The sequence below is a fragment of the Armatimonadota bacterium genome, from assembly GCA_031459715.1.
GTDB classification, from domain to species: Bacteria; Sysuimicrobiota; Sysuimicrobiia; order Sysuimicrobiales; family Humicultoraceae; genus Humicultor; species Humicultor tengchongensis.
This window is the reverse complement of record JAVKIA010000017.1, coordinates 1-25,818: the sequence shown is the minus strand read 5'-3', so window position 1 is coordinate 25,818 and position 25,818 is coordinate 1. Positions and strand designations below refer to the sequence as shown.

General features: G+C 70.2%; 26 protein-coding genes. 1 reads left to right on the top strand and 25 read right to left on the bottom strand.

Annotated features, from left to right (window positions below; translation table 11 throughout):
* Window positions 1-4: 4 nt before the first annotated feature.
* From QN152_07975 to QN152_07855, 25 genes are all read right to left on the bottom strand, one after another.
* A complete protein-coding gene (locus QN152_07975; protein ID MDR7539451.1) occupies window positions 5-1,279 on the bottom strand; it encodes a PrpF domain-containing protein in 1,275 nt (424 codons plus the stop codon).
* Window positions 1,280-1,299: 20 nt separating this feature from the next.
* Window positions 1,300-2,445, bottom strand: coding sequence for a thiolase family protein (locus tag QN152_07970; protein MDR7539450.1), 1,146 nt, complete (start codon window positions 2,443-2,445; stop codon window positions 1,300-1,302).
* Entirely contained in the window at window positions 2,442-2,876 is a 435-nt protein-coding gene (locus QN152_07965) for a Zn-ribbon domain-containing OB-fold protein (GenBank protein ID MDR7539449.1), read from the bottom strand. Before QN152_07965 ends, QN152_07970 begins: the two co-directional genes overlap by 4 nt.
* Window positions 2,877-3,662 (bottom strand): ABC transporter permease, encoded by a 786-nt coding sequence (locus QN152_07960; GenBank protein MDR7539448.1) that lies wholly within the window; start codon window positions 3,660-3,662, stop codon window positions 2,877-2,879. It abuts the gene before it with no gap.
* The gene (locus QN152_07955; protein ID MDR7539447.1) at window positions 3,649-4,479 is read right to left on the bottom strand and encodes an ABC transporter ATP-binding protein; all 831 of its coding nucleotides are present in this window, start codon (window positions 4,477-4,479) and stop codon (window positions 3,649-3,651) included. The genes QN152_07960 and QN152_07955 overlap by 14 nt, the downstream gene beginning before the upstream one ends.
* Window positions 4,476-5,258 carry an ABC transporter permease gene (locus QN152_07950; protein ID MDR7539446.1) on the bottom strand — a complete coding sequence of 261 codons (783 nt, stop codon included), beginning with the start codon at window positions 5,256-5,258 and terminating at the stop codon, window positions 4,476-4,478. Before QN152_07950 ends, QN152_07955 begins: the two co-directional genes overlap by 4 nt.
* Window positions 5,255-6,286 carry an ABC transporter substrate-binding protein gene (locus QN152_07945; protein MDR7539445.1) on the bottom strand — a complete coding sequence of 344 codons (1,032 nt, stop codon included), beginning with the start codon at window positions 6,284-6,286 and terminating at the stop codon, window positions 5,255-5,257. Before QN152_07945 ends, QN152_07950 begins: the two co-directional genes overlap by 4 nt.
* A 34-nt stretch (window positions 6,287-6,320) precedes the next feature.
* Window positions 6,321-7,067, bottom strand: coding sequence for an SDR family NAD(P)-dependent oxidoreductase (locus QN152_07940; protein ID MDR7539444.1), 747 nt, complete (start codon window positions 7,065-7,067; stop codon window positions 6,321-6,323).
* 109 nt (window positions 7,068-7,176) lie between these two features.
* The gene (locus tag QN152_07935; protein ID MDR7539443.1) at window positions 7,177-7,962 is read right to left on the bottom strand and encodes an enoyl-CoA hydratase-related protein; all 786 of its coding nucleotides are present in this window, start codon (window positions 7,960-7,962) and stop codon (window positions 7,177-7,179) included.
* 37 nt (window positions 7,963-7,999) lie between these two features.
* On the bottom strand, window positions 8,000-9,226 hold the full coding sequence (locus tag QN152_07930) for a CoA transferase (protein MDR7539442.1): 1,227 nt from the start codon (window positions 9,224-9,226) through the stop codon (window positions 8,000-8,002).
* A complete protein-coding gene (locus QN152_07925) occupies window positions 9,226-9,843 on the bottom strand; it encodes a TetR/AcrR family transcriptional regulator (protein ID MDR7539441.1) in 618 nt (205 codons plus the stop codon). Before QN152_07925 ends, QN152_07930 begins: the two co-directional genes overlap by 1 nt.
* Window positions 9,840-10,397, bottom strand: coding sequence for a 2-oxoacid:acceptor oxidoreductase family protein (locus QN152_07920; protein ID MDR7539440.1), 558 nt, complete (start codon window positions 10,395-10,397; stop codon window positions 9,840-9,842). Before QN152_07920 ends, QN152_07925 begins: the two co-directional genes overlap by 4 nt.
* Window positions 10,394-11,188 (bottom strand): 2-oxoacid:ferredoxin oxidoreductase subunit beta, encoded by a 795-nt coding sequence (locus QN152_07915; GenBank protein MDR7539439.1) that lies wholly within the window; start codon window positions 11,186-11,188, stop codon window positions 10,394-10,396. Before QN152_07915 ends, QN152_07920 begins: the two co-directional genes overlap by 4 nt.
* A gap of 35 nt (window positions 11,189-11,223) precedes the next feature.
* Complete coding sequence (locus QN152_07910) at window positions 11,224-12,354, bottom strand: 2-oxoacid:acceptor oxidoreductase subunit alpha (GenBank protein MDR7539438.1); 1,131 nt, start codon at window positions 12,352-12,354, stop codon at window positions 11,224-11,226.
* Complete coding sequence (locus tag QN152_07905; protein MDR7539437.1) at window positions 12,347-13,189, bottom strand: 2-oxoacid:acceptor oxidoreductase family protein; 843 nt, start codon at window positions 13,187-13,189, stop codon at window positions 12,347-12,349. The genes QN152_07910 and QN152_07905 overlap by 8 nt, the downstream gene beginning before the upstream one ends.
* Window positions 13,186-15,003 (bottom strand): indolepyruvate ferredoxin oxidoreductase subunit alpha, encoded by a 1,818-nt coding sequence (gene iorA, locus QN152_07900; protein ID MDR7539436.1) that lies wholly within the window; start codon window positions 15,001-15,003, stop codon window positions 13,186-13,188. Before iorA ends, QN152_07905 begins: the two co-directional genes overlap by 4 nt.
* The gene (locus tag QN152_07895; GenBank protein MDR7539435.1) at window positions 15,000-16,265 is read right to left on the bottom strand and encodes a LeuA family protein; all 1,266 of its coding nucleotides are present in this window, start codon (window positions 16,263-16,265) and stop codon (window positions 15,000-15,002) included. The genes iorA and QN152_07895 overlap by 4 nt, the downstream gene beginning before the upstream one ends.
* The gene (locus tag QN152_07890; protein MDR7539434.1) at window positions 16,262-17,566 is read right to left on the bottom strand and encodes a phenylacetate--CoA ligase; all 1,305 of its coding nucleotides are present in this window, start codon (window positions 17,564-17,566) and stop codon (window positions 16,262-16,264) included. The genes QN152_07895 and QN152_07890 overlap by 4 nt, the downstream gene beginning before the upstream one ends.
* A complete protein-coding gene (locus tag QN152_07885; GenBank protein MDR7539433.1) occupies window positions 17,550-18,101 on the bottom strand; it encodes a 3-isopropylmalate dehydratase in 552 nt (183 codons plus the stop codon). The genes QN152_07890 and QN152_07885 overlap by 17 nt, the downstream gene beginning before the upstream one ends.
* Complete coding sequence (locus QN152_07880; protein MDR7539432.1) at window positions 18,088-19,368, bottom strand: 3-isopropylmalate dehydratase large subunit; 1,281 nt, start codon at window positions 19,366-19,368, stop codon at window positions 18,088-18,090. The genes QN152_07885 and QN152_07880 overlap by 14 nt, the downstream gene beginning before the upstream one ends.
* A 121-nt stretch (window positions 19,369-19,489) precedes the next feature.
* The gene (locus tag QN152_07875) at window positions 19,490-20,158 is read right to left on the bottom strand and encodes a LuxR C-terminal-related transcriptional regulator (GenBank protein ID MDR7539431.1); all 669 of its coding nucleotides are present in this window, start codon (window positions 20,156-20,158) and stop codon (window positions 19,490-19,492) included.
* A complete protein-coding gene (locus QN152_07870) occupies window positions 20,158-20,964 on the bottom strand; it encodes an acyl-CoA dehydratase activase (protein ID MDR7539430.1) in 807 nt (268 codons plus the stop codon). Before QN152_07870 ends, QN152_07875 begins: the two co-directional genes overlap by 1 nt.
* Window positions 20,961-21,824, bottom strand: a complete 864-nt coding sequence (locus QN152_07865; GenBank protein ID MDR7539429.1) for an acyl-CoA dehydratase activase — start codon at window positions 21,822-21,824, stop codon at window positions 20,961-20,963. The genes QN152_07870 and QN152_07865 overlap by 4 nt, the downstream gene beginning before the upstream one ends.
* On the bottom strand, window positions 21,821-23,098 hold the full coding sequence (locus QN152_07860) for a 2-hydroxyacyl-CoA dehydratase family protein (protein MDR7539428.1): 1,278 nt from the start codon (window positions 23,096-23,098) through the stop codon (window positions 21,821-21,823). The genes QN152_07865 and QN152_07860 overlap by 4 nt, the downstream gene beginning before the upstream one ends.
* Window positions 23,099-23,109: 11 nt before the next feature.
* Window positions 23,110-24,276, bottom strand: coding sequence for a 2-hydroxyacyl-CoA dehydratase (locus QN152_07855; protein ID MDR7539427.1), 1,167 nt, complete (start codon window positions 24,274-24,276; stop codon window positions 23,110-23,112).
* A gap of 464 nt (window positions 24,277-24,740) precedes the next feature.
* Here QN152_07855 and QN152_07850 point away from each other — a divergent pair, with 464 nt between their 5' ends.
* Window positions 24,741-25,745 carry a hypothetical protein gene (locus QN152_07850; GenBank protein MDR7539426.1) on the top strand — a complete coding sequence of 335 codons (1,005 nt, stop codon included), beginning with the start codon at window positions 24,741-24,743 and terminating at the stop codon, window positions 25,743-25,745.
* Window positions 25,746-25,818 lie beyond the last annotated feature (73 nt).

Here is a 25,818-nt window from a genome sequence, read left to right as displayed (position 1 = left end):
GCGCTCAGCCTGCCTCCCCGGAGGAAAATTTCCGAATGGTTTCGGTCGAGGGGAAGGCTTCTCCTTCGCTCCCCGCGACCGCCTCACCGGGCGATGCCTCAGGCTCCCCCGCCCCGCCGGGGGAGCTCCAGGCCCGCGCCGGGGACGCCGCCAGGACGGCGGCGCGGACGAAGGCGTACCCCTCCATCAACCGACGGGCGGTGCGGGAGTACCCCGCCTGCTCCACCACCCACCCCGCCCCCTGACGCAGGCGGGCCCGCGCCAGCATCGCTCCGCTGGGGTGCCCGATGACGACCGTCCCGTCCGCCGCGGGAGTGCGGGCGACAGCGGCCGGGACCGTGCCTGCCATCATCACCGCCACCGCGGTGCAGGCAGCAGCAGTGCCGGGATAGGCCTTGTGCAGCACCGGGGGGCGGCCCCCGGCCATGCGGGCCAGCAGGTGGATGCGGTCGGCAGCGACCGTCTCCCCGGCGATGGTGCGGAAGGAGGCCGGCGGGGCCACAGCCACTGGCAGGGGGACCAGCCCCTCAGGAGAGAGGCCCACCAGGTGCGCGGCCGCCTCTTTCACCGCCACCAGGGCCTGCAGGTGCGCGGGGGTGAACTCGGCCGGGCCCTCCTGGCCTGTCATACCCACGTCTGCGGCGGTTACAAAGACGCAGAGGTTGGCCACGTCCAGGATGGTGGCTTCCACAGTCCGCCCCAGGGCGGGGACGGGCAGACGATCGCGGACCCGGCCGGTGGGCAGGAGCGATCCGGTAGATGCGCCCACAGTTCCGGTGAAGTCCAGGACGATCTCGGCCCCGCTGCCCGGGACACCCTCCACCACGCACTCCCCCTCTATCGCAGGAGAGCCGTCCTGGACGGGGACGTGCGCTACGAACACCTTGCCCGTGTTGGTGTTGTGCACACGCACGGGCGTGACCGGCTCCCGCACGTGCACCAGCCCTTCCTCCACCGCGTAGACCCCCACCGCCGCCGAGATGTTGCCGCAGTTGATGTCGTAATCCACCACCGGCTCCCGGATGCTCACCTGGCCAAAGGTGTAATCCAGGTCGGCATCGGGGCGTGTGGGAGGGCCGATGACAGCCACCTTGCTGGTGAGGATGTCGGCGCCCCCCAGCCCGTCGATCTGCCGGGGGTCGGGGCTGCCGAACAGCGCCAGGATCACCGCATCCCGGCGGGCCGGATCGGAGGGCAGGTCGCGGGCGCGGAGGAAGACGGCCTTGCTGGTGCCTCCCCGCATCAGCACGCATCGAATCGGGATCTGAGATCCAATCATCTCAGACCGGTGGGCGATCCTCATGCCGCCAGGATGTTCACCGTACAGGCCGCTCCCTCCACGCCGGCGGCCTTGCCTCCCCGGCAGTGGGCCAGTCCCACGCGGGCGCCGGCCACCTGCCGCGGGCCAGCCTGGCCGCGCAGTTGACGGACCACTTCCACGACCTGCGCCACCCCCGTCGCCCCCAGCGGGTGCCCCTTCCCCAGAAGCCCGCCGCTCGGGTTGATGGGCAGCCTGCCGCCAATGTCGGCCTCGCCACGCTCTAGACGATCCGGGTACTCCCCCACCGGAAAGAGCCCCAGCCCTTCCACCCGCAGCACCTCGGCGATGCTGAAGCAATCGTGCACCTCCGCCAGGTCGATCTCCTCCGGGCCCAGGCCGGCCTGCTCGTAGGCCGCCTCGGCGGTGCGCCGGGTGAGGGGCTCGAAGGCCATGGAGGGCAGTCCGCTCTCCACCTCACCGCTGCGCAACGCGGCGGCGGCCAGGCGGATGGGGCGTTGCGAGCGGGTCAGCTGCCGCAGCCACCTGGCGGAGCAGAGGACGACGGCGGCGGCTCCGTCGCTGACCGGGGAGCAGTCGTACAGGCACAGCGGCTCGGCAATCGGCCGGGAGGCCAGCACCTCCTCTACGCTCACCGGGGTCTGAAACTGGGAGAGCGGGTTGAGGCTGGCGTTGCGCTTGTTCTTCACCGAGACCAGGGCCAGCTGGCGGCGAGTGGTGCCGAACTCCTCCATGTGTCGCCGCGCCCGCATAGCGTAGATGGCTGGCATGGTCAGGCCCACCGCGGCCTCCAGGTCGTCCTCGGCCGGGGTGAGCGCCCCGCGGAACCTCCCGGTGAGGTGCTCCATGCCGAAGGCCAGAACGACGTCGTGCTCCCCGGCGCGGATGGCCAGGGCGGCTTCCCGGATAGCCACGGCCCCGCTGCTGCAGGCGTCTTCCACATTGGTCAGGGGGATGCCCGCCAGCCCCGTCTGCGCCAGCACCCGCTGCCCCGCCACCATCCCCTGGAAGACGTGACCGCAGTAGGCGGCCTCGATCCGCCGCGGGTCCACCTCCGCGTCGCGGATGGCCTCCCGCACGGCCTCGCTGCCCAGGTCGACCACCGTGCGGTCGGGGTGCTTACCGAACTTGGTCATCCCGATGCCCACCACGTAAACGTCGCTCATGCCCCACCTCCATGGGCGTACAGGCGATACCCCAGGACCGTGCGCCCTGCGGCGTCGGTGCGCAGCGGCTCCACCTGCAGGCGCAGCGGCATGCCGATCCGCACCTGGTCCACCGGAACCCCCGCCAGCGGAGCCAGCAGCCGCACCCCCTCGGGCAGGTCGACGTAGGCCAGGATGTAGGGCGTGGGGAACTCGGGCGTGGACTGGTAGACGACGGTGTACGTGTGGAGGGTGCCGACCCGGCCAAGCGGCACGACCTCCACCTCGGCCGACAGGCAGCGCGCGCAGACCCCGCGGCGGGGAAAGAAGCGCGCGCCGCACTGCCGGCAGCGGCTCCCCACCAGCTGTGGTTCCCCCTCCAGTTCCCCGGCGAAGACGTCGGGATGGACGGGGACGACCCCGCTTCGACCGGTTTCTGTGACTTCAACCACCTAGACCACCTCCGAAAGACGCCACCGGGCCGCCGCGTTCTCAGCCGCCCGGAGCCCCAGGTCGATGAGCCAAATCACGGCCAGCAGCACCGCCGTCCCCGCCATGACGTCGCGTGCTCGGAACATGGACTGGGCGAAGGCGATGACCATACCCATCCCGCGCACGGCGCCCACATACTCGCCGACGATGGCCCCGGCCAGGGCGAAGCCCATGGTCACCCTGATGGTGCGGAAAATCCACAGGGCCACAGCCGGCATGTAGATGTGACGGATCAGGCCAAGACCGCGTGCGCCGAGGACGCGCGCGTTGCGCACGATCTCCGCATCCACCTGGCGGATAGCGGAATGGGTGGTGAGAAGGGCGGGGAAGACCACGAGGGAGGCCACCAGGACGATACGCGAGAGCGGACCAAATCCCAGCCACAGCACCATCAGCGGATACAGGATGATCCGGGGCATGGCGTTGCCCGCCGCCAGGAAGGGGGAGGCGATCGCCTCCAATCCCCGCAGGAACGCCAGGGCAAACCCGGCGGCGACCCCCAGGAGCACCCCACCGGCCAGGCCGGCCAGGGTCACTGCCAGCGTGGCGAACACGTGCTCAAAGACGTACCCCGAGGCAATCCACCGGAGCACGGTCGTCAGGACCGGCAGCGGTGCGCTCGTATAGAACGGGTCCAGGAGACCTGCGCGGACGCCGCCCTCCCAGGCAGCCAGCAGGGACAGGAGCACCAGAGCGTGGGCCGCCCGGCGGCGCCGCGCCGGGGCCGGGGAGTTAGCGCCGACCATGGCTGGCCGCCACCTCCTCGCGCAGGTCCCGCCAGATGTGGCGGTAGATGTCCAGGAACGCGCTGGTGGTCCGGATCTCGGCCACATCCCGGGGGCGCTCCAGGGGAACGGGGTACTCGCACCGGACGCGGGCGGGCGCCGCCGTCAGCACCACGATCCGGTCGGCCAGCGCGATGGCCTCTTCCAGGTCGTGGGTGACGAAGAGGATGGCACTGCCCGTCTCCGCCCACAGCGCCAGCAGCTCGTTCTCCATCAGGTTGCGCGTCTGGACGTCCAGGGCAGCGAAGGGCTCGTCCATGAGGATGATGGAGGGGCGGTAGACCATGGTCATGGCCAGCGCGATGCGCTTGCGCATCCCGCCGGAGAGCTGAGACGGGTAGTGGTGCTCAAAACCGGCCAGCCCGACCTTGTGGACCCAGTGCCGGGCGGTCTCGCGGCTCTCCGCCGGCGGGACGCCCCGCAGGAGCAGCGGCAGCATGACGTTCTGGAGCGCCGTCTTCCAGGGCAGCAGCGCGTCACGCTGGAAGACGTAGCCGATGCGATCCGGCCGAACGCTCCCGCCGGGTTCGCCGCAGATCCGCACCTCCCCCGCGGAAGCGGGGAGCAGACCGGCGATGATGTTGAGCAGGGTAGACTTGCCGCATCCGGACGGCCCCACCAGGCAGACAAAGTCCCCGGAAGCAACGGCGAAGGTCACGCGCTCGATGGCCTGCACCGTCCCTTCCGCGGTCTGGAAGCGCTTGGAAAGTCCCGTGAGTTCGATGGCCGGGACATCCGTCGGCCGGCGCGCTGCCATGGTGGCAAGAGGTGCCCTCATGTCTGTGGCGCCCGGCGCCATGCCGACCAGCGCCCCTCCAGATGGGCCAGAATGGTATCGACGGCGCCGGCCAGGCCCAGGGTGAGGACCAGGCCCGCCATGACCTGGGGGGTCTGAAAGAGGTTTTGCGCCCCCATGATGATGTTCCCCATGCCGCGCATCGAACCCAGGTACTCACCCAGGATGGCCCCGATGAACGCCAGTCCCACGCTGGTCCGCAGGCTGGTCACCATCCAGGCCAGGGTGGCGGGGAGGTAGAGGTGGCGGAGGGTGGCCCCCGGCGACGCGCCCAGAATGCGTACCTGCGCCAGCAGGAGCCGGTCTACCTCGCGCACCGCCCCGACGGTGGTGAAGTAGCCCACGAACGCCACGATGGTCACGACGAGGCCCACCTTCGAGGCCATGCCGAGACCGAGCCACAGCACCAGCAGCGGGTAGAAGACGACGCGGGGCACGGCGTTGAGGGTGCTCATGGCCGGCTCGATCATCTCCCCCACGGCTGGCACGAACATGGCCAGAAAGCCCAGCGCCGCGCCGAGGACGAGCCCCAGGGCCAGGCCGGCAATCGCGGCCTGGAGCGTCGCCGCCAGGTGGGGCCAGAGGAACCCGCTCCTGATCCACTCCACCAGCACCGCCCCCACGGCGGTGGGCCGGCTCAGGAACTCCGCCGACAGCCAGCCCCGGCGCACGCCCACCTCCCAGCCGACCAGGAGACCGCCGACGATGGCGGCCTGCGCCGCGCGCACGGCGGCGACCGCAGGGATGCCCGTCCGCCTCACGGACACCCCCCGCTCAGGATCGCCCGCCGCACGAACGTGTCGTTGACCAGGCGGTCCAGCGGCACGGCGAACCCGGCGACGAGCAGTCCGTCCCGCTTGAGGAAGGAGATGACAGTTTGCACGGCGTCGGGGAGGACCCGGCCGTCGGCGGAGAGACCTCCCAGGTTCGCCCGGATCACCGCCGGCGACCAGTCGAGCCCGGCGGGAAGATTGCGGGCAATCTCTTCGGGACGGGTGCGCTGGATGCGCAGCCAGCGCAGGGTACAGACGAAGGCGCCCACCACCTGCTGCACGGTCTCCGGGTCCCGGGCGATGACCTCGGGCCGGGTCAGGAGGCCGCTGCTGATGTGCGGCGCGCCGTAGAGCCGCACCGTCCCCTCCAACGTCCGGACGTCGTAGATCAGCCGGGCCATGCGTCCGTCGACCAGCGTCGTGATCAATGGATCGAGGTACACCATGGCATCGACCGCCTTGCGCTGCCAGGCCGCCCGCGCTGTGGGCGGGCCGCCCACGGGCACGTACTGGACCGCGTCGGGGTCCACCTGGTGGGCGGCCAGGATGTGCCGGGCCTGCATGTGGGTGGCCGACCCCAGGCTGGTAATCCCGATGCGCCGGCCGCGCAGCTGCGCGGGCGAGGTCACGTCCAGATCCGCCTGCACGATCATGGCCATGGTCTGCGCGTTGAAGAAGGTGAGCAGAAACTTGAGGTCCTTGCCGGCTTCGTGAGCCTTGATCACGTGCGTCAGTGTCACCGTGGCGAAGTCCACATCACCGCCGATCAAGGCCGTGGCGGCCTCACTCCCTCCACGAAAGTCGACCAGGTCGACTTTGATGTTTCGCTTCCGTTCCAGGTCCGTGAAGTAGCCGAGGCCCTTCGCCATGTACAGGGGCAGATATCCCAGCACGTTGGGCGGGCCGACCGCGATCCGCACCTGGTGCACCGCGGCGCCGCCGCTCACCGGCAGGTGAGCCATCATCAGCAGCGTCAGAACCGTGGCCACACGGGACACCCACCCGAGCCTGCGCATTCTATTCCCTCCTCTCGCCGATGCGCCCGTCACGCTACGCGGCACCCAGGCTGCGCCCGCCGCAGACATAGAGGGTCTGCCCCGTGATGTAAGACGACTCGTCTGCGGCGAAGAAGGCCACCGCCTGGGCCACGTCCGCCGGGGTGCCGATCCGCCCCACCGGCACCGTCTTGAGCAGTCGCTCCTGGATCTCTTCCTTCAGACCGCGGAACAGCGGCGTGTCGATCAGCGCCGGAGCGATGGCGTTGACGGTGATGCCGAACTTGGCCAGCTCCAGGGCCAGGGTGCGGGTCAGGCTGATCACGCCGCCTTTGGCCGCGGCGTAGTTGACCTGCCCTGGGTTGCCCAGCCAGGCCCGCGAGGAGATGTTGATGATCCGCCCGTATTTCTGCTCCATCATCAGGGGCACGGCAGCGCGGCAGCAGAGGAACTGGGACTTGAGGTTAACCCGCAGCACCTCGTCCCAGTCCGCCTCCGCCATCTTGGTCAGGTACGTGTCCCGGGCGATGCCCACGTTATTCACCAGGATGTCCACCCGCCCAAACGCCTCCTGCGCGCGGGCCACCAGCGCCTTCGCGCCGGCATCCTGGCTCACGTCGGCCACCACGCCCAGGGCCTCCCCACCTGCCTCTCGCAGCACCCCGGTCACGCGGTCCACCTTCTCCGGGAAGATGTCGTTGACGACGACTTTGGCTCCATCGGCACTCAGGCGGCGGGCGATACCCTCGCCGATCCCCTGCCCAGATCCGGTGACAATGGCCACCCGACCAGCAACCCCCATGCTTACCCCTCCCTTGGACGACCCCACTCCTTAGCCTAGCCCGGAAATTCGCTGCCGCGACTTCCCGCGGGCCCCGGGCAGTGCTGCGCAGGGACTCCCGGACATGCCTCTAGCGGCCGACGAACTGCGGCTCGCGCTTTTCCAGGAACGCGGCGATGCCTTCCTTGCGGTCCTCGCTGGTACGCAGGACGGCGAACCGCTCCCGCTCGAAGGCCAGCCCCTCGGCCAGCGGCACGTCCATGGCCCGGTTCACCGCCGCCTTGATGGCCTGAATGGACAGAGGTGCCCGCTGGCCGATGGCGCGGGCCAGCTCCAGGGTGGCCTCCATCAGTTCCGCCCGCGGCACTACCCGGTTGACCAGCCCCAGGCGCAGGGCAGTCTCGGCATCGATGTGCTCCGCCAGGAACATCAGCTCCTTGGCCCGCGCCGGCCCCACCAGCCGCGGCAGCCGCTGCGTCCCGCCGGCCCCCGGCATGCTGCCCACCTTGGCCTCGGGAAACCCGAAGCGGGCTTCGGCGGCGGCAATCCGCAGGTCCGCGGTCAGCGCCAGCTCCAGCCCGCCGCCCAGGCAGTAACCGTTGATGGCCGCGATCACCGGCCGGGGCAGACTCTCTATGTGTCCGAAGACCCGCTCCACCCGCTGGGCAAAGGGGTCTCCCGCCTCCATGGCGGCGAACTCCTGCTGCCGGGCCTTCAGGTCGGCGCCCACGCAGAAGGCCTTCTCCCCGCTGCCGGTGAGGACCACCGCGCGGACCTCCGGATCCTGCTCGATGCGCGCCAGGTGCGCCTCCAGCAGGTCCAGGAGCTGCGGCGTCATGGCGTTAAGTGCCTCCGGCCGGTTCAGCGTCAGGATCACCACCCGTCCGCGTTGCTCCCAGAGCACAGGCTCCGTCAAGGGAACTCACCTCCCCGCGACATGTCCCGCAGCCGCCTTACGTGGCCTCCGCCGCAGCCGCCGTAGCGGCGTGTACCTCGACCACTCCCTCTGCCACCAGCCGGTCGATCTCCCCGGGGGAGAAGCCGGCCACGCGCAGGACCTCCACGGTGTGCTCCCCGGGCAGCGGAGGCGGCAGGCGCAGTGTGCCGGGGGTCTGCTGCAGACGGTGCGGGATCCCCGGAACGCGCGCGCTGCCCAGGGCAGGGTGCGAGAGCTCCAGGATCATCTCGCTGGCCGCCACCTGCGGGTGGCCCACCAGCTCCGGATAGGTCAGCAACGGCCCGCAGAGGATGTCCGCCGCCTCCAGATCCTCCAGCCACTCCGCCGTCGACCGCTGCCGGAAGATCTCCGCGAGGATCCGGTGCAGTTCCCCGCGGTGCCGCACGCGGTCGGCGTTGCTGGCGAAGCGGGGATCCGTAGCCAGCTCCGGGTGCGCCAGCACCTCACACAGCCGGATCCACCGCTGCGGAGAGTAGGCGGCGACCATGATGTGGCCGTCACGCGTGGGAAACGCTTCGTTGGGGGCCGCGTAGGGAGCGGCCGACCCCAGGCGCGCCGGCGGCTGGCCCGAGGCCAGATACATGGAAAGCGGCACGGCCTGGAAGGCCAGGAGCGCGTCCAGGAGCGAGACCTCCACCCGCTGCCCCCGGCCGGTGCGGTCGCGCGCCAGCAGGGCGGCCAGAATCGCCTCCGCCGCCAGGTGGCCGCCCACCATGTCCGCCGCGGGAACGCCCACCTTGGTCGGCGGACCATCTGCGGTCCCCGTGACGCTCATCAGCCCGCTGGCCGCCTGCACGATCCCGTCCACGCCCGGCTTGTCCCTCCAGGGACCGCGGTCGCCGAAGGCGGTGATGGCGCAATAGATCAGGCGGGGGACACGTGCGCTCAGGGCGTCGTAGTCGATACCCAGCCGCGTGGTCACCCCGGGGCGGAAGCTCTCCACGAAGACGTCGGCGGCGGCCGCCAGACGGCAGACCACCTCCGCCCCGCCGGGACGCTTCAGGTCCACCACGATGCTGCGCTTGTTGCGGTTCATCCCCAGGAAGGCCGCTGCCACCCCCCGGACAAAGGGCGGACCCAGCGTGCGCCCCCACTCCCCGCCCGGGGGCTCCACCTTCACCACGTCGGCGCCCAGGTCGCCCAGCACCATGGTGCAGATGGGGCCCGCAGCTCCCTGCGAGAGGTCGAGCACCCGGATACCCTGCAGCGCCCCGCCTGACATCAGCGCACCTTTGCCGCTACTGGCGCGCTGTGCCGGCCTCCCAGCGCCGCCACCGCCAGGTCGGCGAACCGGTCGGCCACCTCCTCCGGCGTGTTAGGCCCGTCGGGACGGTACCAGCGGGCCATCCAGTTGCACATGCCGAGGATGGCGAACCCGGCCAGGCGGACGTCCACCGGGTCGAACTCCCCCTGCGCCGCCCCTTCCTCGATGATCCGGCGGAAGTACCCTTCGTACGTATCCCGCTGGGCGATGTAGGCCTCCCGGTGCTGCGGGGCCAGGGCCCGGCCCTCCTCCACAAAGCAGGCCACGTTGTCCAGGTCCTCCACCAGGCTGGTGACGTGGTGTCGCACGGCCAGGCGCAGCCGCTCCGTGGCCGGAAGGTCGGCGTCGGCAATCTCCCGCAGCCCGGCCAGGGCCATCTCCACGGTGTGCCGCAGGATCTCGAAGAGCAGTTCCTGCTTGCCGCGGAAGTGGTGGTAGAGGCTGCTCTTGCGGATGCCGGCAGCGGCGGCGATCTGGTGCATCCGGGTGCCCTCGAACCCGCGGGCGTGAAACTGGGCAGCCGCGGCCCGCAGGATCCGGGCCCGGGTGTCGTTCTCGCCCCGCTGCGGCTTCATCTCCCACCCTCCCCTGCCAGCGCCGCGCCGTCTGCCCGGGCCGCCTGCCCCAGGGAGAAGCCCGCCTGCAGCGCCCTCTGATTTTGTGGCTCGGGCCGGCGCGTGGCCAGGGCTCGGGCCAGGACGTCCACAGGCATGAGATCCATCAGAGCGCACAGCGCGCCCAGCGCCACCGCGTTGGCCACCAGGGTAGTGCCCACGGCGCGGGCCGTCTCCACGATGGGAAGCGCGCGGCAGTGCAGGTGTGGGGGGGGCGTCTCCACCATGGCTGCGGCATCGCAGAGCACCAGCCCGCCGGCCCTGACGTCGGGGAGAAAGGAGCGGCAGGCATCCGCCGACAGCGCCACCAGCACATCCGGGTGGCGCGCCTGCGGGAAGTAGATCTCCCCGCGGTCCAAGACGACATCGCAGCGGCTGGCCCCGCCGCGGGACTCGGGCCCGTAGGTCTGCGTGCAGGCCGCGTTCCAGCCTGCGGCGATGGCGGCCTCGGCCAGGACGACGCCGGCAAGCTGGATGCCCTGTCCGCCGCTCCCGGCGATCCGGACAGCGATCACGGGAAACCCTCCCCCTGTTGCGCCAGCAGTAACCGGGTAAACTCCGGTCGGGTCTCGCGGTGGAGTACCCCGGTGGGCAGGGCGGGAGCGGTGGCCACCTGGGCCCCCTCCAGTGCCGGCTTCCGCGCCAGCAACGGTCCCACGGCCGTGGTGCGCCGCTTCTGCGAGAGCAGCATCTCCGGTCCCCTGCCCAGGCGGTTGTACCGCCCGAAGAACTCCGGGCAGTCGCTCAGGACGTCGATGAAGGCGAAGCCCGGATGCCGCAAGCCCTCCATGCACAGGTGCTGCAGGGTCAGGGGCTCATAGGCCAGGCCGCGGGCGACAAAGGTGGCGCCGGCGGCGATCATCAGCCGGCAGGCGTCAAACGGCGGCTCGGGGTTCCCCCGCGGCGCGGTGGTGGCGCGACTCCCCTGCGGCGTCGTGGGAGCCACCTGGCCGCCGGTCATGCCGTAGACCGCGTTGTTAAAAAGCAGGCACAGCAGGTCGATGTTCCGCCGGGCGGCGTGGATGAGGTGGTTGCCCCCGATGGCCAGTCCATCCCCGTCCCCGGTGATCACGATCACGGTCAGCTCCGGCCGCGCCAGCTTCAGCCCGGTGGCGAAGGCGGGCGCACGGCCGTGGGTGGCGTGAAGCGTGCAGAAGTCCACATAGCCGGCCAGGCGGCTGCTGCAGCCGATCCCGGCCACCACCGCCACACGGTCGGGGTCCAGCTCCAGGCTGGCCACCGCCCGCAGCAGCGCCTGCAGGACGATACCGTGTCCGCAGCCGGGGCAGAGGATGTGCGGCATCATCTCCCGGCGCAGGTAGCGGCGCACGTCCGGGGTAGCTACCTCCACGCGGGCACCTCCGCCTCCAGGGCCTGCAGGATCTCCTCGGGCTGGAGCGGCTGGCCGTCTGCCCTCACGCAGGCCACCACCTCGGTCCGCCCCCGCACCGCCCGTTCCACCTCGCGCAGCATCTGTCCCAGGTTCATCTCGGCCACCACCAGGGCGCGCACGTGCGCGGCCGCCGCCGACAGTACCCCGTCGGGGAAGGGCCACAGGGTCAGGGGACGCACCAACCCCACGCGCAGGCCCTGCTGCCGCGCCTGACGGATGGCCTCCCGCGCCGCCCGCGCGGCGATGCCGAAGGCCACCACGGCCACCTCCGCATCCTCCATGGAGATCTGCTCGCAGCGCACAATCTCGTCGCGGTGGTCCTCGATCTTGCGCACCAGGCGCCGCTGCAGCGCCGCCACCGCCGCCGGGTCCTGGGTGGGGAATCCCCGCTCGTCGTGCGCCAGCCCGGTAACGTGGAACCGGTGGCCGTCGCCGAAGGCGGCCAGCGGGGCGACATCCCCCTCGGCGGCGGCGTAGGGCCTGTAGGAGGACCCCCGCGGCCGCATCCGCGGGGTCACCTCGACCTGCTCGGGCAGCTCCACCCGCTCCCGCAGGTGCCCCACCACGGCGTCGTAGAGCACGATCACCGGGGTGCGGAACCGCTCGGCGCAGGCGAAGGCGCGCACGGTAAGGTCATAGACCTCCCGCACCGAGGCCGGCGCCAGCACGATGATGGAGTGGTCTCCGTGGGTACCCCAGCGGGCCTGCTGCATGTCCGCCTGAGAGGGAAGGGTGGGTAGCCCCGTGCTGGGACCGCCGCGCATGACGTCCACGATGACGCAGGGCAGCTCGGCCATGGCGGCAAAGCCGATGTGTTCCTGCATCAGGGAAAAGCCCGGGCCGCTGGTGGCGGTCATCGCCTTCATCCCGCCCAGGGCGGCACCCAGGCAGGCGGCCAGGGAGGCGATCTCGTCCTCCATCTGGACGAAGACCCCGCCGTGGGCTGGTAACAGCTCGGCCATGGTCTCGGCGATCTCGGACGAAGGGGTGATGGGGTAGCCGGCGTAGAAGCGGCATCCGGCCGCCAGCGCTCCCAGAGCGCAGGCCTCGTTGCCCAGCAGGAGGCGAGGCTCAGACAACGACCGCCCCTCCCTCTTCCCCCACGGTGATGGCGAAGTCGGGGCAGAGCAGCTCGCACAGGCGGCAACCTGTGCAACGTTCCGGCGCAGTGACGCGGACGAGACCCAGCGAATCCAGGCGCAGGCAGTCCTGGGGGCAGATGCGCACACAGATGTCGCATCCCTTGCACCAGGCAGAGACCACGGCCACGGCGAAACGACGCTCCCCTCCGGGAGCGACCCTGGGACCCGGCGGTGGGAGCGGGAGCGGGTCGGCATCTCGCCCGGCAGCGAACGCCCGCAGGTTTGCCTCCACCACTGCCGCCGGGACCAGCCGCCGGATAGCCTCCTCCCAGGCCGCCGGGGGGAAGTCCAGCCGGGTGGAGAGGGCGCCCAGCAGGACCACGTTGGCCGCCCGGGCCACGCCCGCCGCCTTGGCCAGGGCCTGCGCCGGGATCAGGCACAGCTGAGGCCCCCGGCCACCGGTGGAGGGGGGATCCATGGGCGGGTAGCGGGACGTCCAGGTGCGCCGGTCGGCACAGGCGGCAGGAGGGACGATCTGCACCGGGTCGACGATGAGCGCGCCACCGGGTCGCAGGAAGGCGCTCCAGCGCAGTGCCTCAGCCCACTCCAGCGCCACCAGGGCGTCGGCCTGGCCCTCCTCCACCAGAGGGCTGTGCACCCAGGCCCCGAAGCGCACGTGGCTTATGACCACCCCCCCGCGCTGGGCCATCCCGTGGACCTCGCTCTTCTTCACATCCAGTCCGGCGTCCAGGCACACCGTGGCCAGCAGGTCGCTGGCCAGCAGCACCCCCTGGCCGCCCACACCCACGATGAGGACGCTGCCCTCGCTCATCTCTGCCCCGCCCGCGCGGTCACGGGCCGGATGGCATCGGTAGGGCACAGCTGCGCGCAGACAGTGCAGCCGGTGCACTGGGTCTCCTCGATGACGACCCTGGGGCGGCCTTCGTACCAGCCGCGGCCCCAGGTTATGGCCGGGCAGCCCAGGTTCATGCACAGCTGGCAGGCGATGCACGCCTCGGAGACGACGAAGTAGGGGATGTCGCGGATCTTCACCGGAGCTTCCACACAGGGGCGGTTGGTGATGAGGACGGCCACCCCGTCAAAGGCCAGGGCCTCTTCCACGGCCCGGTACGTCCCCCCCAGGTCGTAGGGGTCCACCGTGGCCACCAGGCCCGCGCCCAGGGTGCGACACAGCGCGGCCAGGTCCACCGCGGGGGCGGCCTCCCCCCGGACATCTCTCCCGGTGCCCGGATGGGGCTGGCCCCCGGTCATGGCCGTGGTGCCGTTGTTCAGGATCACCACGACGATCCGCGCCCGGTTGTAGACGGCGTCCAGCAACGCGGGGATTCCGGCGTGGAGGAAGGTGGAGTCCCCGATGACTGCGGCGACGGGACCGCGGTGCCCGGATGCGGCCAGGCCTGTAGCCATGCCGATGCTGCAACCCATGGCCACGCAGGTGTCCATGGCGCCAAGCGGCGGCAGGGCGGCCAGGGTGTAGCAGCCGATGTCGCCGCAGATGGTCGCCCCCAGCCTGCGCAGCGCCAATAGGGGCAGCACGTGCGGGCACCCGGGGCAGAGGACGGGGGGTCGAGGCATGACCGACGCGGACACAGGCGGGCTGCCATGTGGCAGGATCCCGGCCCGGGCAAATCCCGCCCGGACCAGCGCAGGCGTCAGCTCTCCCACCCGGGGCCAGAAGGCCTTCCCCTCCACGACCAGACCGGCGGCGCGGAGCTGCTCTTCCAGGAACGGCTCCAGCTCCTCGACCACCAGGAGGCGCTGCACCCCAGAGGCGAAGGCGCGCACCACATCCAGCGGCAGGGGATGGGTCAGGTTGAGCTTGAGGATGCTGGCATGAGGCAGGACCTCCCGCACGTAGTGGTAGACCACGCCGCTGGTGACCACCCCCACCGCCGGGTCTCCCGGTTCCACCACAGCAAAGCGAGGGTCACCCTCGGCACACATCCGGGCCAGCCGCTCCAGTACCACGGGGTGGCGCCCGCGGGCATGGGCGGGAAGCATGACGTACTTGGCCGGGTCGGGCACGAACCCCGCAGGCGGCGCCTCCTCCCGTCGCTCCGGGGTGACCGCGGAGCGGGTGTGCGAGACACGGGTGGTGGTGCGCAGGAGCACGGGGACATCGTAGCGGGCGCTCAGCTCAAAGGCCCACCGGGTGAAGCGCCGCGCCTCCTCGGCGTCGGCGGGCTCCAGCATGGGAATGCCGGCGAACCGGGCGTAGAAGCGGTTGTCCTGCTCGTTCTGCGAGCTGTGCAACCCCGGGTCGTCCGCCGAGACCACGACCAGAGCGCCGCCCACCCCGGTGTAGGCAGCCGTCATCAGGGTATCCGCCGCCACGTTCAGCCCCACGTGCTTCATGGCGCACAGGGCCTTCGCTCCCCCCAGCGCCGCCCCCAGGGCAGTGTCCAGGGCCACCTTCTCGTTGACGGACCACTGCACCCTGACCTCCGGAAAGCGGGCCAGGGCCTCGATGATTTCCGTGCTGGGCGTGCCCGGGTATCCCGTGGCCAGGTGCACACCCGCTTCGAACGCCCCGCGGGCGATAGCCTCGTTTCCCGTGAGCAGCTGGCGCAGCGCCGGGCGGGTGGCCACCGCCGGCATTGTCCGGGACTCGGCGGGTCCGTTCACGCCGACACCCCGCCCTGGGGCAGCGGGGAGATCTGCTCCAGAATCACCGAGAGGATCTCCTCGTCCCGCAGCACCCGGTCGGACGCCTTGGCCGCGTCCAGGATCGCCTCCACCAACCTGGGCACCGGCTCGATCCCCCGCCGCTGCAGCCAGCAGACCACGTTGGCCTGACCGCTCATCGGCCCCACAGAGATCACCTGCTGGCGGCCCACCTCCTCCGCCGGCACACCGCTGTAGATCCGGTTGGCCAGCCAGTGGTGCCCCTTGCGGTAGGCCTTGAGGATGGCCGCGGCGTGGACGCCGGTGCTGGTCTCGAAGGCGTCCTTCCCCACCACCGGGTAGTTGCAGGGGATGGGCAGACCTACAGCCCGAGCCACCGTCTCGCAGTACCGCGGCAGCGCCGAGAGGTCGGCGTCGCGCCAGCCGAGGAGCTTCAGGTTGACCAGCAGCAGGTCCATGGGGGTGTTGCCCACGCGCTCGCCGATCCCCAGGGCGCAGGCGTGGATCCGGTCCGCGCCCGCCTCGATAGCCGCCAGGGAGTTGATCAGGTCCAACCCCCGGTCACGGTGCCCGTGCCAGTCTATCTTGATCTCCCTACCGGTGCCCTCCACGACCCGACGCATGAAGCGCACCAGCCGCCGCACGCCCCAGGGCGTGGCGTGCCCCACCGTGTCCGCCAGGCAGATGCGCCGGGCGCCGCACTCGATAGCCGTGGTGTAGAGGGCGCGCAGGTGCGCGGGACGTGCCCGGGTGGTGTCCTCGGTGACGAACATGACCTCCAGCCCCAGCCGCCGGGCCAGGGTGACCGCCTGCTCGGTGGTGCGCCGCAGGAAGTCCAGGCCCCAGCCCTCGGCGTACTGGCGGATGGGGCTGGAGCCGATGAACAGGGCCGCATCGATGGCCACGCCGGAGCGGTCCTGGGCCTCAGCGATGGGCGTGATGTCCGCTTCGGTGGTGCGGCCGGCGCAGTTGGGCCGGATGGGTAGCCGGGCGCGCCCGATCTCCTGCGCCAGTCGGACAACGTCCTCCAGAGCCCGGGGGCCCGCTGCCGGATAGCCGATATTGGCGCTCTCGATCCCCAGCTCCGCCATCAGGTGGAGGATCTGGCACTTCGTCTCCAGGGGGGGATGGATCACCGAGGGGCTCTGCAGGCCATCGCGCAGCGTCTCGTCGTTTACCTCCACGCGCCGCGCGGGGCGAGGCGCTCCGCGGCCCGCGTTCCACTCGTAGATCCACTGCCGTCCCCCGCCCTGCTCTCTCATCTCCTGACGCCCTCCTTGAGGCCGCGGCGGTCCACGACCCGCAGCGCCTTGCCTTCGCTGCGCGGAAGCTGCCTGGGCGGCAGGACGGTGACACGGGTGCGCAGTCCCAGCTGGTCTCGGATGGCCGCTGCCACGCGCATGGCCAGGCCTTCGCCCGCAGCGGGGGTGAGCCACTCCCGCGCCTCCACCTGTACCTCCAGCTCGTCCAGGGTCGTCTGGCGGTCCACGATGAGCTGATAGGCCGGGGCCAGCTCTCCCAGGGAGGTGAGCACCGCCTCCACGTCGGCGGGAAAGACGTTAACCCCCCGCACCACCAGCATGTCGTCCACCCGGCCGCGCACCCGGGCCATCCGGGCGAGCTGCCGGCCGCAGGGGCAGGGGGCGCGGTCCAGCGCCGTGAGGTCGCCGGTGCGGTAGCGCAAAAGCGGCGTGGCCTCTTTGGTCAGGGTGGTCAGGACCAGCTCGCCGGTCTCCCCGTCGGGCAGCACCTCCCCGGAGGCAGGGTCGACCACCTCCGCCAGGAAGTGGTCCTCGTTGATGTGCAACCCCTGGCGAGCCTCGGCGCACTCGCAGGCCACCCCGGGCCCGATGATCTCGCTGAGACCGTAAACGTCCACCGCCGTGATCCCCAGGCGCCGCTCGATCTCCCTGCGCATCCCCTCGCTCCAGGGCTCGGCGCCCAGCAACCCCACGCGCAGAGACAGAGGACCCATCCCCGCCTCTTCCACCACCTCAGCCAGATGCAGCGCATACGAGGGGGTACACGCCAGCACAGTGGCCCCCAGCTCCCGCAGGAGCCTCACCTGGCGGGCGGTCTGGCCCGAGGAGATGGGCAGGACGCGCGCCCCCAGGCGCAGTGCGCCGTAGTGAAACCCCAGCCCCCCGGTAAACAGCCCGTAGCCGTAGGCGTTGTGCACCAGGTCGCCGGGGCGCACGCCCCCGGCCGCCAGCGTGCGGGCCATCACCTCCGACCAGATCTCCAGGTCCCTGCGGGTGTAGCCCACCAGGGTGGCGGTCCCGGTCGTACCCGAAGAACAATGCAGCTCCACCGGTTCGTCCGAGTCCGTGGCAAAGAGGCCGAAGGGATAGAGGCGGCGCAGGTCGTCCTTGGTGGTTAAGGGAAGCCGACGGAGGTCCTCCAGGGCAGTGATGCCATCGGCGTCGATGCGGGCCGCAGCCAGCCGCTGCCGGTAGAAGGGCACGCGAGCCGCAAGGCGCGCCAGGACCGCCCGCAGCCGTTCGAGCTGCACCTGGACCAGACTGACCCGGTCGGCGCACTCCCGCTCAGGATCCCAGATCATCTACCCACCCGCGGCCCTCGGCCGCGTCCGCAGCCAGCTTCCGCAGCAGGGGCAGCATCCCCCCGGCAGCCAGGATCTCGCGCATCAACGGCGGCAGCGGGTTGCCCTGGACGGTCCGCGCCGTCCGCAGGTTGATAAGCCGTGCCGCATGCAGGTCCACCTCCACCGGGTCTCCCTCCCGCACCGCCTCCCTGACCCCGGGGCAGACCAGGACGGGCAGGCCGATGGCCACTGCGTTGCGCAGGAAGATGCGGGCCAGGGATTCGGCGACCACACACCCCACGCCGAGTGCCTGCAGCGCCTGGGCGGCGGTCTCCCGACTGCTCCCGCAGCCGAAGTTCCTCCCCGCCACCAGGACGTCACCCGGCCGTACTTCCGGGGCGAAGCGCGGGTTGGCCGCCTCCAGGGTGTGCCGCACCCGTTCCTGCAGCGGGGCGATGGCGTATTCTCCCGGGTCCAGCAGGTCGGTGCTGATGTCGTCCCCGAAGACCCAGGCGCGGCCGCGGATGACGGAGGTGGCTTCAGCGGAGGACATGGCCGGCTGACCTCTCCACCCTGCGCGGGTCGGTGATGCGGCCGTACAGCGCACTGGCCGCCACCGTGGCCGGGGACGCCAGGTAGATCTCCGCCGCCGGGCTCCCCATGCGCCCTGCGAAGTTGCGGTTGTGGGTGCCGATGCACCGCTCCCCTGGGGCCAGCAACCCCTGGTGGCCGCCGAAGCATGGTCCACATCCGGGAGGCAGCAGGAGGGCGCCGGCCGCAAGCAGCGCTGGCAGGATCCCCCGTTCCATGGCCTCCTGCAGGACGGCGCGCGACGCCGGGGCCACGATGAGCCGGGTGCGGGGGTGGACGCGGCGGCCGGCCAGGTACTGGGCCGCCACCTCCAGGTCCTCCACCCGCCCGTTGGTGCATGATCCGATGAAGGCCTGGTCGACCGGGAGGTCGGCCACAGCAGAGACGGGCCGGACCCGGTCGACGCTGTGGGGGAGGGCGACCTGGGGTTCCAGAGCCGAAAGGTCCACCGTCAGGGTCTCCTGATAGACGGCGTCGGGGTCGGGCCCAAAGGGCAGCACCTCCAGGCCGCGCTCGGCCAGGTAGTCCAGGGCCGCGGCATCGGCGGGGAAGAGCCCGAACTTCGCCCCCAGTTCAACGGCCATGTTGGCCATGGTCATCCGCCCGCCGATGCCCATGCCGGCCAGGGCGGCGCCGGCGAACTCCAGGGCGCGGTACTGTGCCCCATCCGCGCCGATGCGGCCGGCCAGGTGGAGGATGGCGTCCTTCCACCCCACACCCGGGCCCGGCGCACCCGTGAGCTCCACCCGAACGGTCTCGGGGACGCGAAACCACAGGCGGCCGGTGGCCAGGACGTAGGCCATCTCCGTGGTCCCGATGCCGGTGGCCGCCGCGCCCAGGGCACCGTGGGTGGTGGTGTGGGAGTCAGTCCCCACCAGCAACATGCCCGGGCGCACGTGTCCCCGCTCGGGGAGGAGCTGGTGACAGATTCCGGTGCCGGCGTCGAAGAATCGGGTGAGGCCAAACTCAGCCACGTCCCGGCGCATCTGCTGGTGCACAGCCGCGGCGGCCGCGGTAGGCGCGGGCACCAGGTGGTCAATCACAGCCACGACCCTGGTGCGATCCCAGACGCGGCGGAAGCCGGCCGAACGGAGCAGTGAAAAGACGCGGGTGGCGAAGATGTCGTGCACCATGGCCAGGTCGACGGCGGCGACCACGAACTCTCCGGGGGCGACCTCCTCCCGGCCCGCCGCGCGCGCCAGGATCTTCTCGGCCATGGTCAGCCCCATCCGCCCACCCCCGGGAGCAGGATGCGGAAGGCGTCCGACCGGTCGGTCGGTGACCCGATGCTATGGCACCAACGGATTAGCCACAATAGGTCGTTCGCACCAATTTTCTGGTGCGCCCGCACTAATTGACCAGGGACGCCGTGGGGTCGGGGCGGACGCCCAGGGCAATGGCTACAGCCTCAGCCCGCGTTGCCGCCCCCAGCTTGCGCAGGATCCGCTGAATGTGGTTGCGCGCGGTCAGAGGGGAAATGTACAGCGTCCTGGCGATCTCCCGGGTGGAGGCCCCCCGGACCAGACACCTGAGGACCTCCACCTCCCGCCGCGTAAGCCCCGGGGGAGCCATGGTAGCCTCCGCCGCCTGCAGCCGGCCGGCCAGCGCCTCCTCGGTGAGGCGCCGTCGCGCCCGCTCGCCGGTGACGTCGCGGAAGAAGTGTACCAGGCCCATCCCCATGGGCAGGACCAGCGTGGAGATGTTCAGCCACCGGGGTTCGCCCACCCGGGGGGTGACCGCCATGTCCCGGCTGGCGACGCGCTCGCCGCGCTGAGCCATCACCATCAGCGGGCAGCGCGCGCAGCACAGGAGGTTGCCGGAGGCGTCTCGCCCGTCCAAGACCTCGTGGCAGCGACGGCCGATCACTTCGCTGGCCGCGTGTCCCAGCATCGCCTGAGCGGCGCTGTTCCAGAGGAAGATGCGCTGCCCGCCGTCGACGGCGAAAGCGCCGTCGCCAGCCAGCGCCAGGATGCTGGCCAGCCACTGCAGGACCTGCTTGCGCTCCGCGGGTAGCCCCACTACCGGACCCTCCCCGCCGCCATTGTTCCGGCGTGCCGTCGCAGCCCCAGCAGCGCCGCGCCCAGGGCGCAGACGGACTCTGGGGCCTGGGGCACCTCCACAGGCACACCCAGCACCTCTCTCAGGGCCTGCACCATGCCTTCCTGGACGGCGACGCCGCCCAGGAAGACCACTGCACCGTCCAGCCTGATCCGGCGCAGAAGCGCGTGTGCCCGCCCGGCCAGCGATCGGTGGATTCCCCCCACGATGTCCTCCAGGGCGACTCCCGCGGTGAGGTGGTTGATAATCTCCGTCTCCGCCAGTACGGCGCAGATGCTGCTGATGGACTGGGGAGTGGCCGCCCGCAGGGAGAGCCGCCCCAGCTGCTCCAGCGGCACCTCCAGGTAGCGGGCGGCCCGCTCCAGGAACCCCCCGGCGCCGGCGGCGCACTTGTCGTTGGTGGCGAACTCGGCCACCCGTCCACCCGGCTCGGTGCGCACGGCCCGCGTGCTCTGAAAGCCGATGTCCAGCACAAAGCGCGCCTGGGGATAGAGCCGCGCCGCCGCATGGGCGATGCAGGTGATCTCGGTGATCTGGATGTCCCGGAACGGCACGTTACCCCGGCCAAAACCGGTGGTGGCCACATAGTCCACCGCCGCGGCCTCGGATCCTGCGGCCTCCAGGGCGCGCTCCAGCGCCTCCCGGGCCACCGCGGGAAAGTCGGGCCGGGTGCGCACAGCGGCCCGGGCCACCACCGCCTGCTCCTCATTGAGGAGCACGGCCTTGGTGAACCGGGACCCCAGGTCGAGGCCGGCGACCAGCCTCATCCCCCTGCACCCCTGCTCTGCGCCCCCGGTCCGCAGGCCGGAGGGCCCGCCGCCACCTCCACCGACATCGCTGGGGCCATGTGCAACGCCCGCTCCAGGGCGAAGAGTGCGGCGCCCAACGCCCCCATGTAGTGCGCCTCGGTGCTGACGTTGATGGCTCCCCCCAGCTTCTCCTCCAGCGCCCGCACCATCCCCACGTTCCGGCTGACCCCGCCGGTAAAGGTGATCTCCGGTTCCAGCCCCACCCGCCGCACCAGGGAGATAGTGCGTGCGGCGATGGCGCTGTGCACGCCGGCCAGGATGTCCTCCACCTGCTTGCCCTGCGCCAGGTAGGCCATGATGTCGGACTCCACGAAGACCGTGCAGACGGTGGAGAGACGCACCGGATGAGCGCCCCGCAGGGAGAGCGGCCCGATGGCGTCCAGGGTGAGGCCCAGGACGTCGGCAGCGTTGGCCAGGAACCGTCCGGTGCCGGCAGCGCACTTGTCGTTCATGACGAAGTCGATCACCTCGCCGCCGGGGCCGACCTTGATCCCCTTGGCGTCCTGACCCCCCATGTCGATCACGGTGCGGGTGCGGGGGAAGAGGAAGGCGGCCCCCCTGGCGTGACAGGAGATCTCGGTGATCTGGGCGTGGCCGAAGGTGACGCGGAAGCGCCCATATCCCGTCCCCACCACGTAGAGGACCTCTTCCCGATCCAGGCCCGCATCGCGCAGCGCCTGCCCGAACGTCTGTTCAGCCGCCCGAGTGATGTTGGCGCCGGTATCCTGCAGGCCACGGCCGACGATCTCCCTATCCTCGTTCAGGATGACGGCCTTGGTCTGGGTGGAGCCGACGTCGACGCCGGCAGCGAACCTCACGGCCGGGCCTCCGCGCCCACCAGCCTGCGGTGCTCCAGCGCTTCAAAGAACGCGTCGATGCGGTTGCGCATCTGGGCCTCGGAGAAGTAGCGGGGGTCCTCCAGGTCCGACTCCACCAGGAGGGTGGGCACTCCCAGCTCCCGGCTGAAGTACTCCCGCATGTCGCCCTGGCCGGCGCTGAAGAGACGACAGCTCTTCACCGAGTGGATGACCAGGGCGTGGGCTCCCCACTCCTGAACGTACCGGCGGATCTGCTGGTAGCGGCGGAGCAGGTCGCGGTTGGTCAGGTTCCAGTAGAGCATGTGCTGGGCGATGCTCTCCAGGGGGTGGTCAGGGTCGTGGGCGAACCCGAACTCCCACAGCCCCCCCACGGTGGAGTACGTCGATGCAACGGCCACCGCCCCCCAGCGGGAGAAGAGGTCGCGGAAGACCCGCAGGTAGGGCCAGGGCGGCGGCCCCTCGATGACGAAGCGGTAGCGCTCCTCGGGCAGCGGCCCCAGGCCCAGCTCGGTGCGCTCCTTGACCTCGCGGTAGGCCTCCTCGAAGAAGCGCAGCCCCTCCTCGCTGCCCCGCAGGCAGTACAGCGGCCCCATGAGGGTGACGGCGTCGAAGTAGGCGTCCAGGGGGCAGGGGACGTGCTTGGTCAGGTGCTTGATCTGCGCCCACAGCTGGCCGGTCTTCGCCGAGAGGGCGCAGATGTGGCGCAGGTACTCCCAGTCCAGAGGACGTCCGGTGATCCGCTCGCAGACGGAGATCAGCTCCCGTAACTGCGCCACTACATAGGCCAGGTCCTCGGGCCGCGGTGCCATCGGGTCGCGGACGAAGGGGATGTCCAGAAAAAAGACCTCTGCCCGCGCGTACTCTCTCAGGTGCTCGAACCAGTTCAGGTAGACGTTGCAGCCCACGTAGTTGCACAGGATAAGGGCAGGTTCGGGGATGGTCCCAAAGGGCGCCTGCCGCCCGCTGAAGTACAGGCCGATGTCCGCCTTGACGTAGGCACAGTTGTCCACCGAGTAGCCCAGCTCTTCGGCCTTGAGGATGTAAGGCAGCGCCTGCTTCTTCACGGCGATCTGCAGGGCGTTGACCTCGGGGTAGACGGGGAGCATGCCGAAGGCCCGCACCAGCTCCACGGGGTTGCCGCTGATCAACATGTAGGCGGCCGGGGGACTACCGTCCCGGGCGGCCGCCGTCAGCTCCTGGTAGTAGCGCCCCATCAGCTCCTTCTGGAGCAGGTGAATCCGGCCCTGATAGCTGGTCTTTGGGTCCGCCGCCACGTTTCCCTCCATCAGCCGAAGAGCATGGACTCCACGAAGGTCTCCACCTCGCCCCGGGCCCGGTCGAAGATCCACATCTTCTCTTCGAACTCCAGGAAGAGGTGGGGGATCCCGGCCTCCTCCAGGGCGCGGCGGTAGAGGGCGTAGTCAAACAGCGCCGGCTCGCAGAACTTAGCGCACAGAAACAGGACGGCGTCGGCGCCCAGGGCGCGGACGCGCTGGACCAGGTGAGCGGCCTTGGGGGCGCGGGTGTCGTGCTTGGTCCCGCAGTAGACGCTGCGGTCGATGTAGCTGGTGGCCAGCGCCTCCAGGGGGTCGCCGTCTTCCGGCACGTCGCCGGTGAACCACCGCCACCCCAGCAGCAGGTCGTCGTCCAGGAGGTAGCAGCCCGCCTGCTCGATGGCAGCGATGAGGTCCACGGGAGGCTGCTCGCAGAAGGCTCCCTCCACGACGACCCTGATGCGGTCCTGCCGTTTCGCCGTCCGTCCGGGGATCTTGCGCAACGCAGCCTCCAGGAGTGGCAGGTGCTCCTCCACCGGCATCAGCGTGCCGGCGCGCAGCAGGGTGTAAGCCTCCGCCGCCGGCAGCTTCTCCGGCGCGGCCTGCCGCAATTCGTAGAGGTGGCGGATGCGGGTGCGCCACCGGTTGTAGAGGACGATGCTGTCATGGAGAGCCTCATCGGCAATCGACCGGCCCGTGATTTCGGCCAGGGCGGCGCGGATCCGCTCCAGCTCAGCGCGGAAGTAGGTCACCGCCGTGGGCGAGGCCAGGTTCTGAGGGTAGTGGATGTACTCCACGCGCAGGTTCGGGAAGTTCCGGGCGAAGACGGCGGCCAGGTTGCGGGCAGGATCGCAAATGGAGTGGAAGAAAATCCCGTCGAGGAGGTCGAGCCGCCCGGTCAGTCCCAGCTCCAGGGTGCTCTTCACGATGGAGCAGATGAAGGACTGGAAGCGGGCGTCAGCGTGGGCGATCTCCACCTGGTTGCCGCCGCCGATGATGCCCACGGGCAGCGCGCCCGCGGCGTGGACTAGTTCGATCGGACTATAGACGGGGTAGCACCCAACGACTTTCTGGTACGGATGAGCCTCTTTCCAGCGGCGGACGGCGGTGAAGGCCGGATCCTCGACGATCTCCCGGCATCGGGCGAGTACGTCCACCTCGAAAGTGGAGACACTCATCGGCTGCTGTGTAACGCTTTTTGAACGATCCCAGGAAAAAGCGTAGAACAAAATTGTTAGAAAATGATATCAAGTTGAGGTCCCGAGTGCTGAACGGGGGACCCGGTGCGGTTCGTAGCCCGGCCGGCCGGTTGGCCGAGCTGTAGAAGAGATGGCCAGGCCCCGGCGGGTCGCCGGGCGGCAGAGGCCCCTTCAGGATTGCAGAGGCAACGCCGGCGCGCGATAATGGGCGCCAAAGACAGCTGGCATGCCGGCGGATGCCACAGGTCGGCGCAGGACGGGTTAGGCAGGTCTGCCTATCACGGAGATGGGTAGCCGGTCGCGGGCGTGGCTAATTTTAAGGAAGCGGGTGAGATCAAGGCGGGAAAGGCGACAGGTGCTAGACTGCGAAACCGGCCGGGTTGGAGGCGCTATGCAGGCCTGTCCAATTCTTGTTAGGCGGACAGATTGAAGATGGTGAGACAATGAGCGCTGGCCCGCTGCTCGACGGAATCAGAGCGCGCGTCGCCCGCGACCAGAGCGAGGGCGATATCGCGTACTTTCACGCGCTACTGCTCCAACTTGAGTACATCACAAAGCTGGCCACGGCAAGCGTTGTTGCATGCTTAGACGAGGAACCCGAGCGCCACAGGTATTCTCTCGAACACACGCTTGTACGGGCCGATTCGCTCGGGGAGTGGGTGGACGTGCTGAACGCGGCGCTAACCGGGCCAGCGGCGCAGCACTTCCTTCCGGCCGCTAGCGGCATCCGCCGGCACCTGACGGAGCGCGTAGCAGAAGGAGACTGGCGATACGCGGCCGTACTGCGCCTCCGCGAAGCGGCGAAGCGGTTCGGGCTCGACACCCAAATAGGCTCGAGGGTCGCGCTTCGCCAGTTCTTTCAACTGGGCGCAGCTATCCGAAACAGAACGCGAGGCCACGGCGCACCCACCAGTGCCGACTGCAGCTATGCTTGTCCCCTCCTGGCCGAAGCGATCGGATCTGTGATGGGTCAGTTCGAGCTGTTTCAGGTTCCTTGGGCTTACCTTCACCGCAATCTGTCAGGGAAGTACCGTGTGTCCCAACTCCTGGGGGACTGCTCGCCATTCGAGTACCTGAAGAGGACACGCGACATAACACTTCCGAATGGTGTGTTTTTACACCTAGACAGCCACATCCACGTTCCGCTCGTCTTCAGCGATCCGGACGTACGCGATGTTCTCGTCCCGAATGGAAACTTCAAGTCTAACACCTTCGAAGCTATCTCGTACGTCACGAACGAACTGGCGCGCATGGACGGCGCTGCGTGGTCAAAGCCTCCTGGTCGCCTCCCGCCGAGCGAAACGGAGGGGCCGATCGCGCTCGAATTAGGGGCAACACGTTCGCCAACCTTCCCCCAATGCCGGTGGGCCACATCCCGAGGAACAGCTTGGAGGCCCGCGTCAGGGAAGAGCTCTGCAGAGAGGATCGACATCCCATCGTCTCCCTGACTGGGCCGGGCGGCATCGGCAAGACCACCCTCGCCCTTGCGGCAATTGCGGAAATCGCCAAGCGCGACCCGGC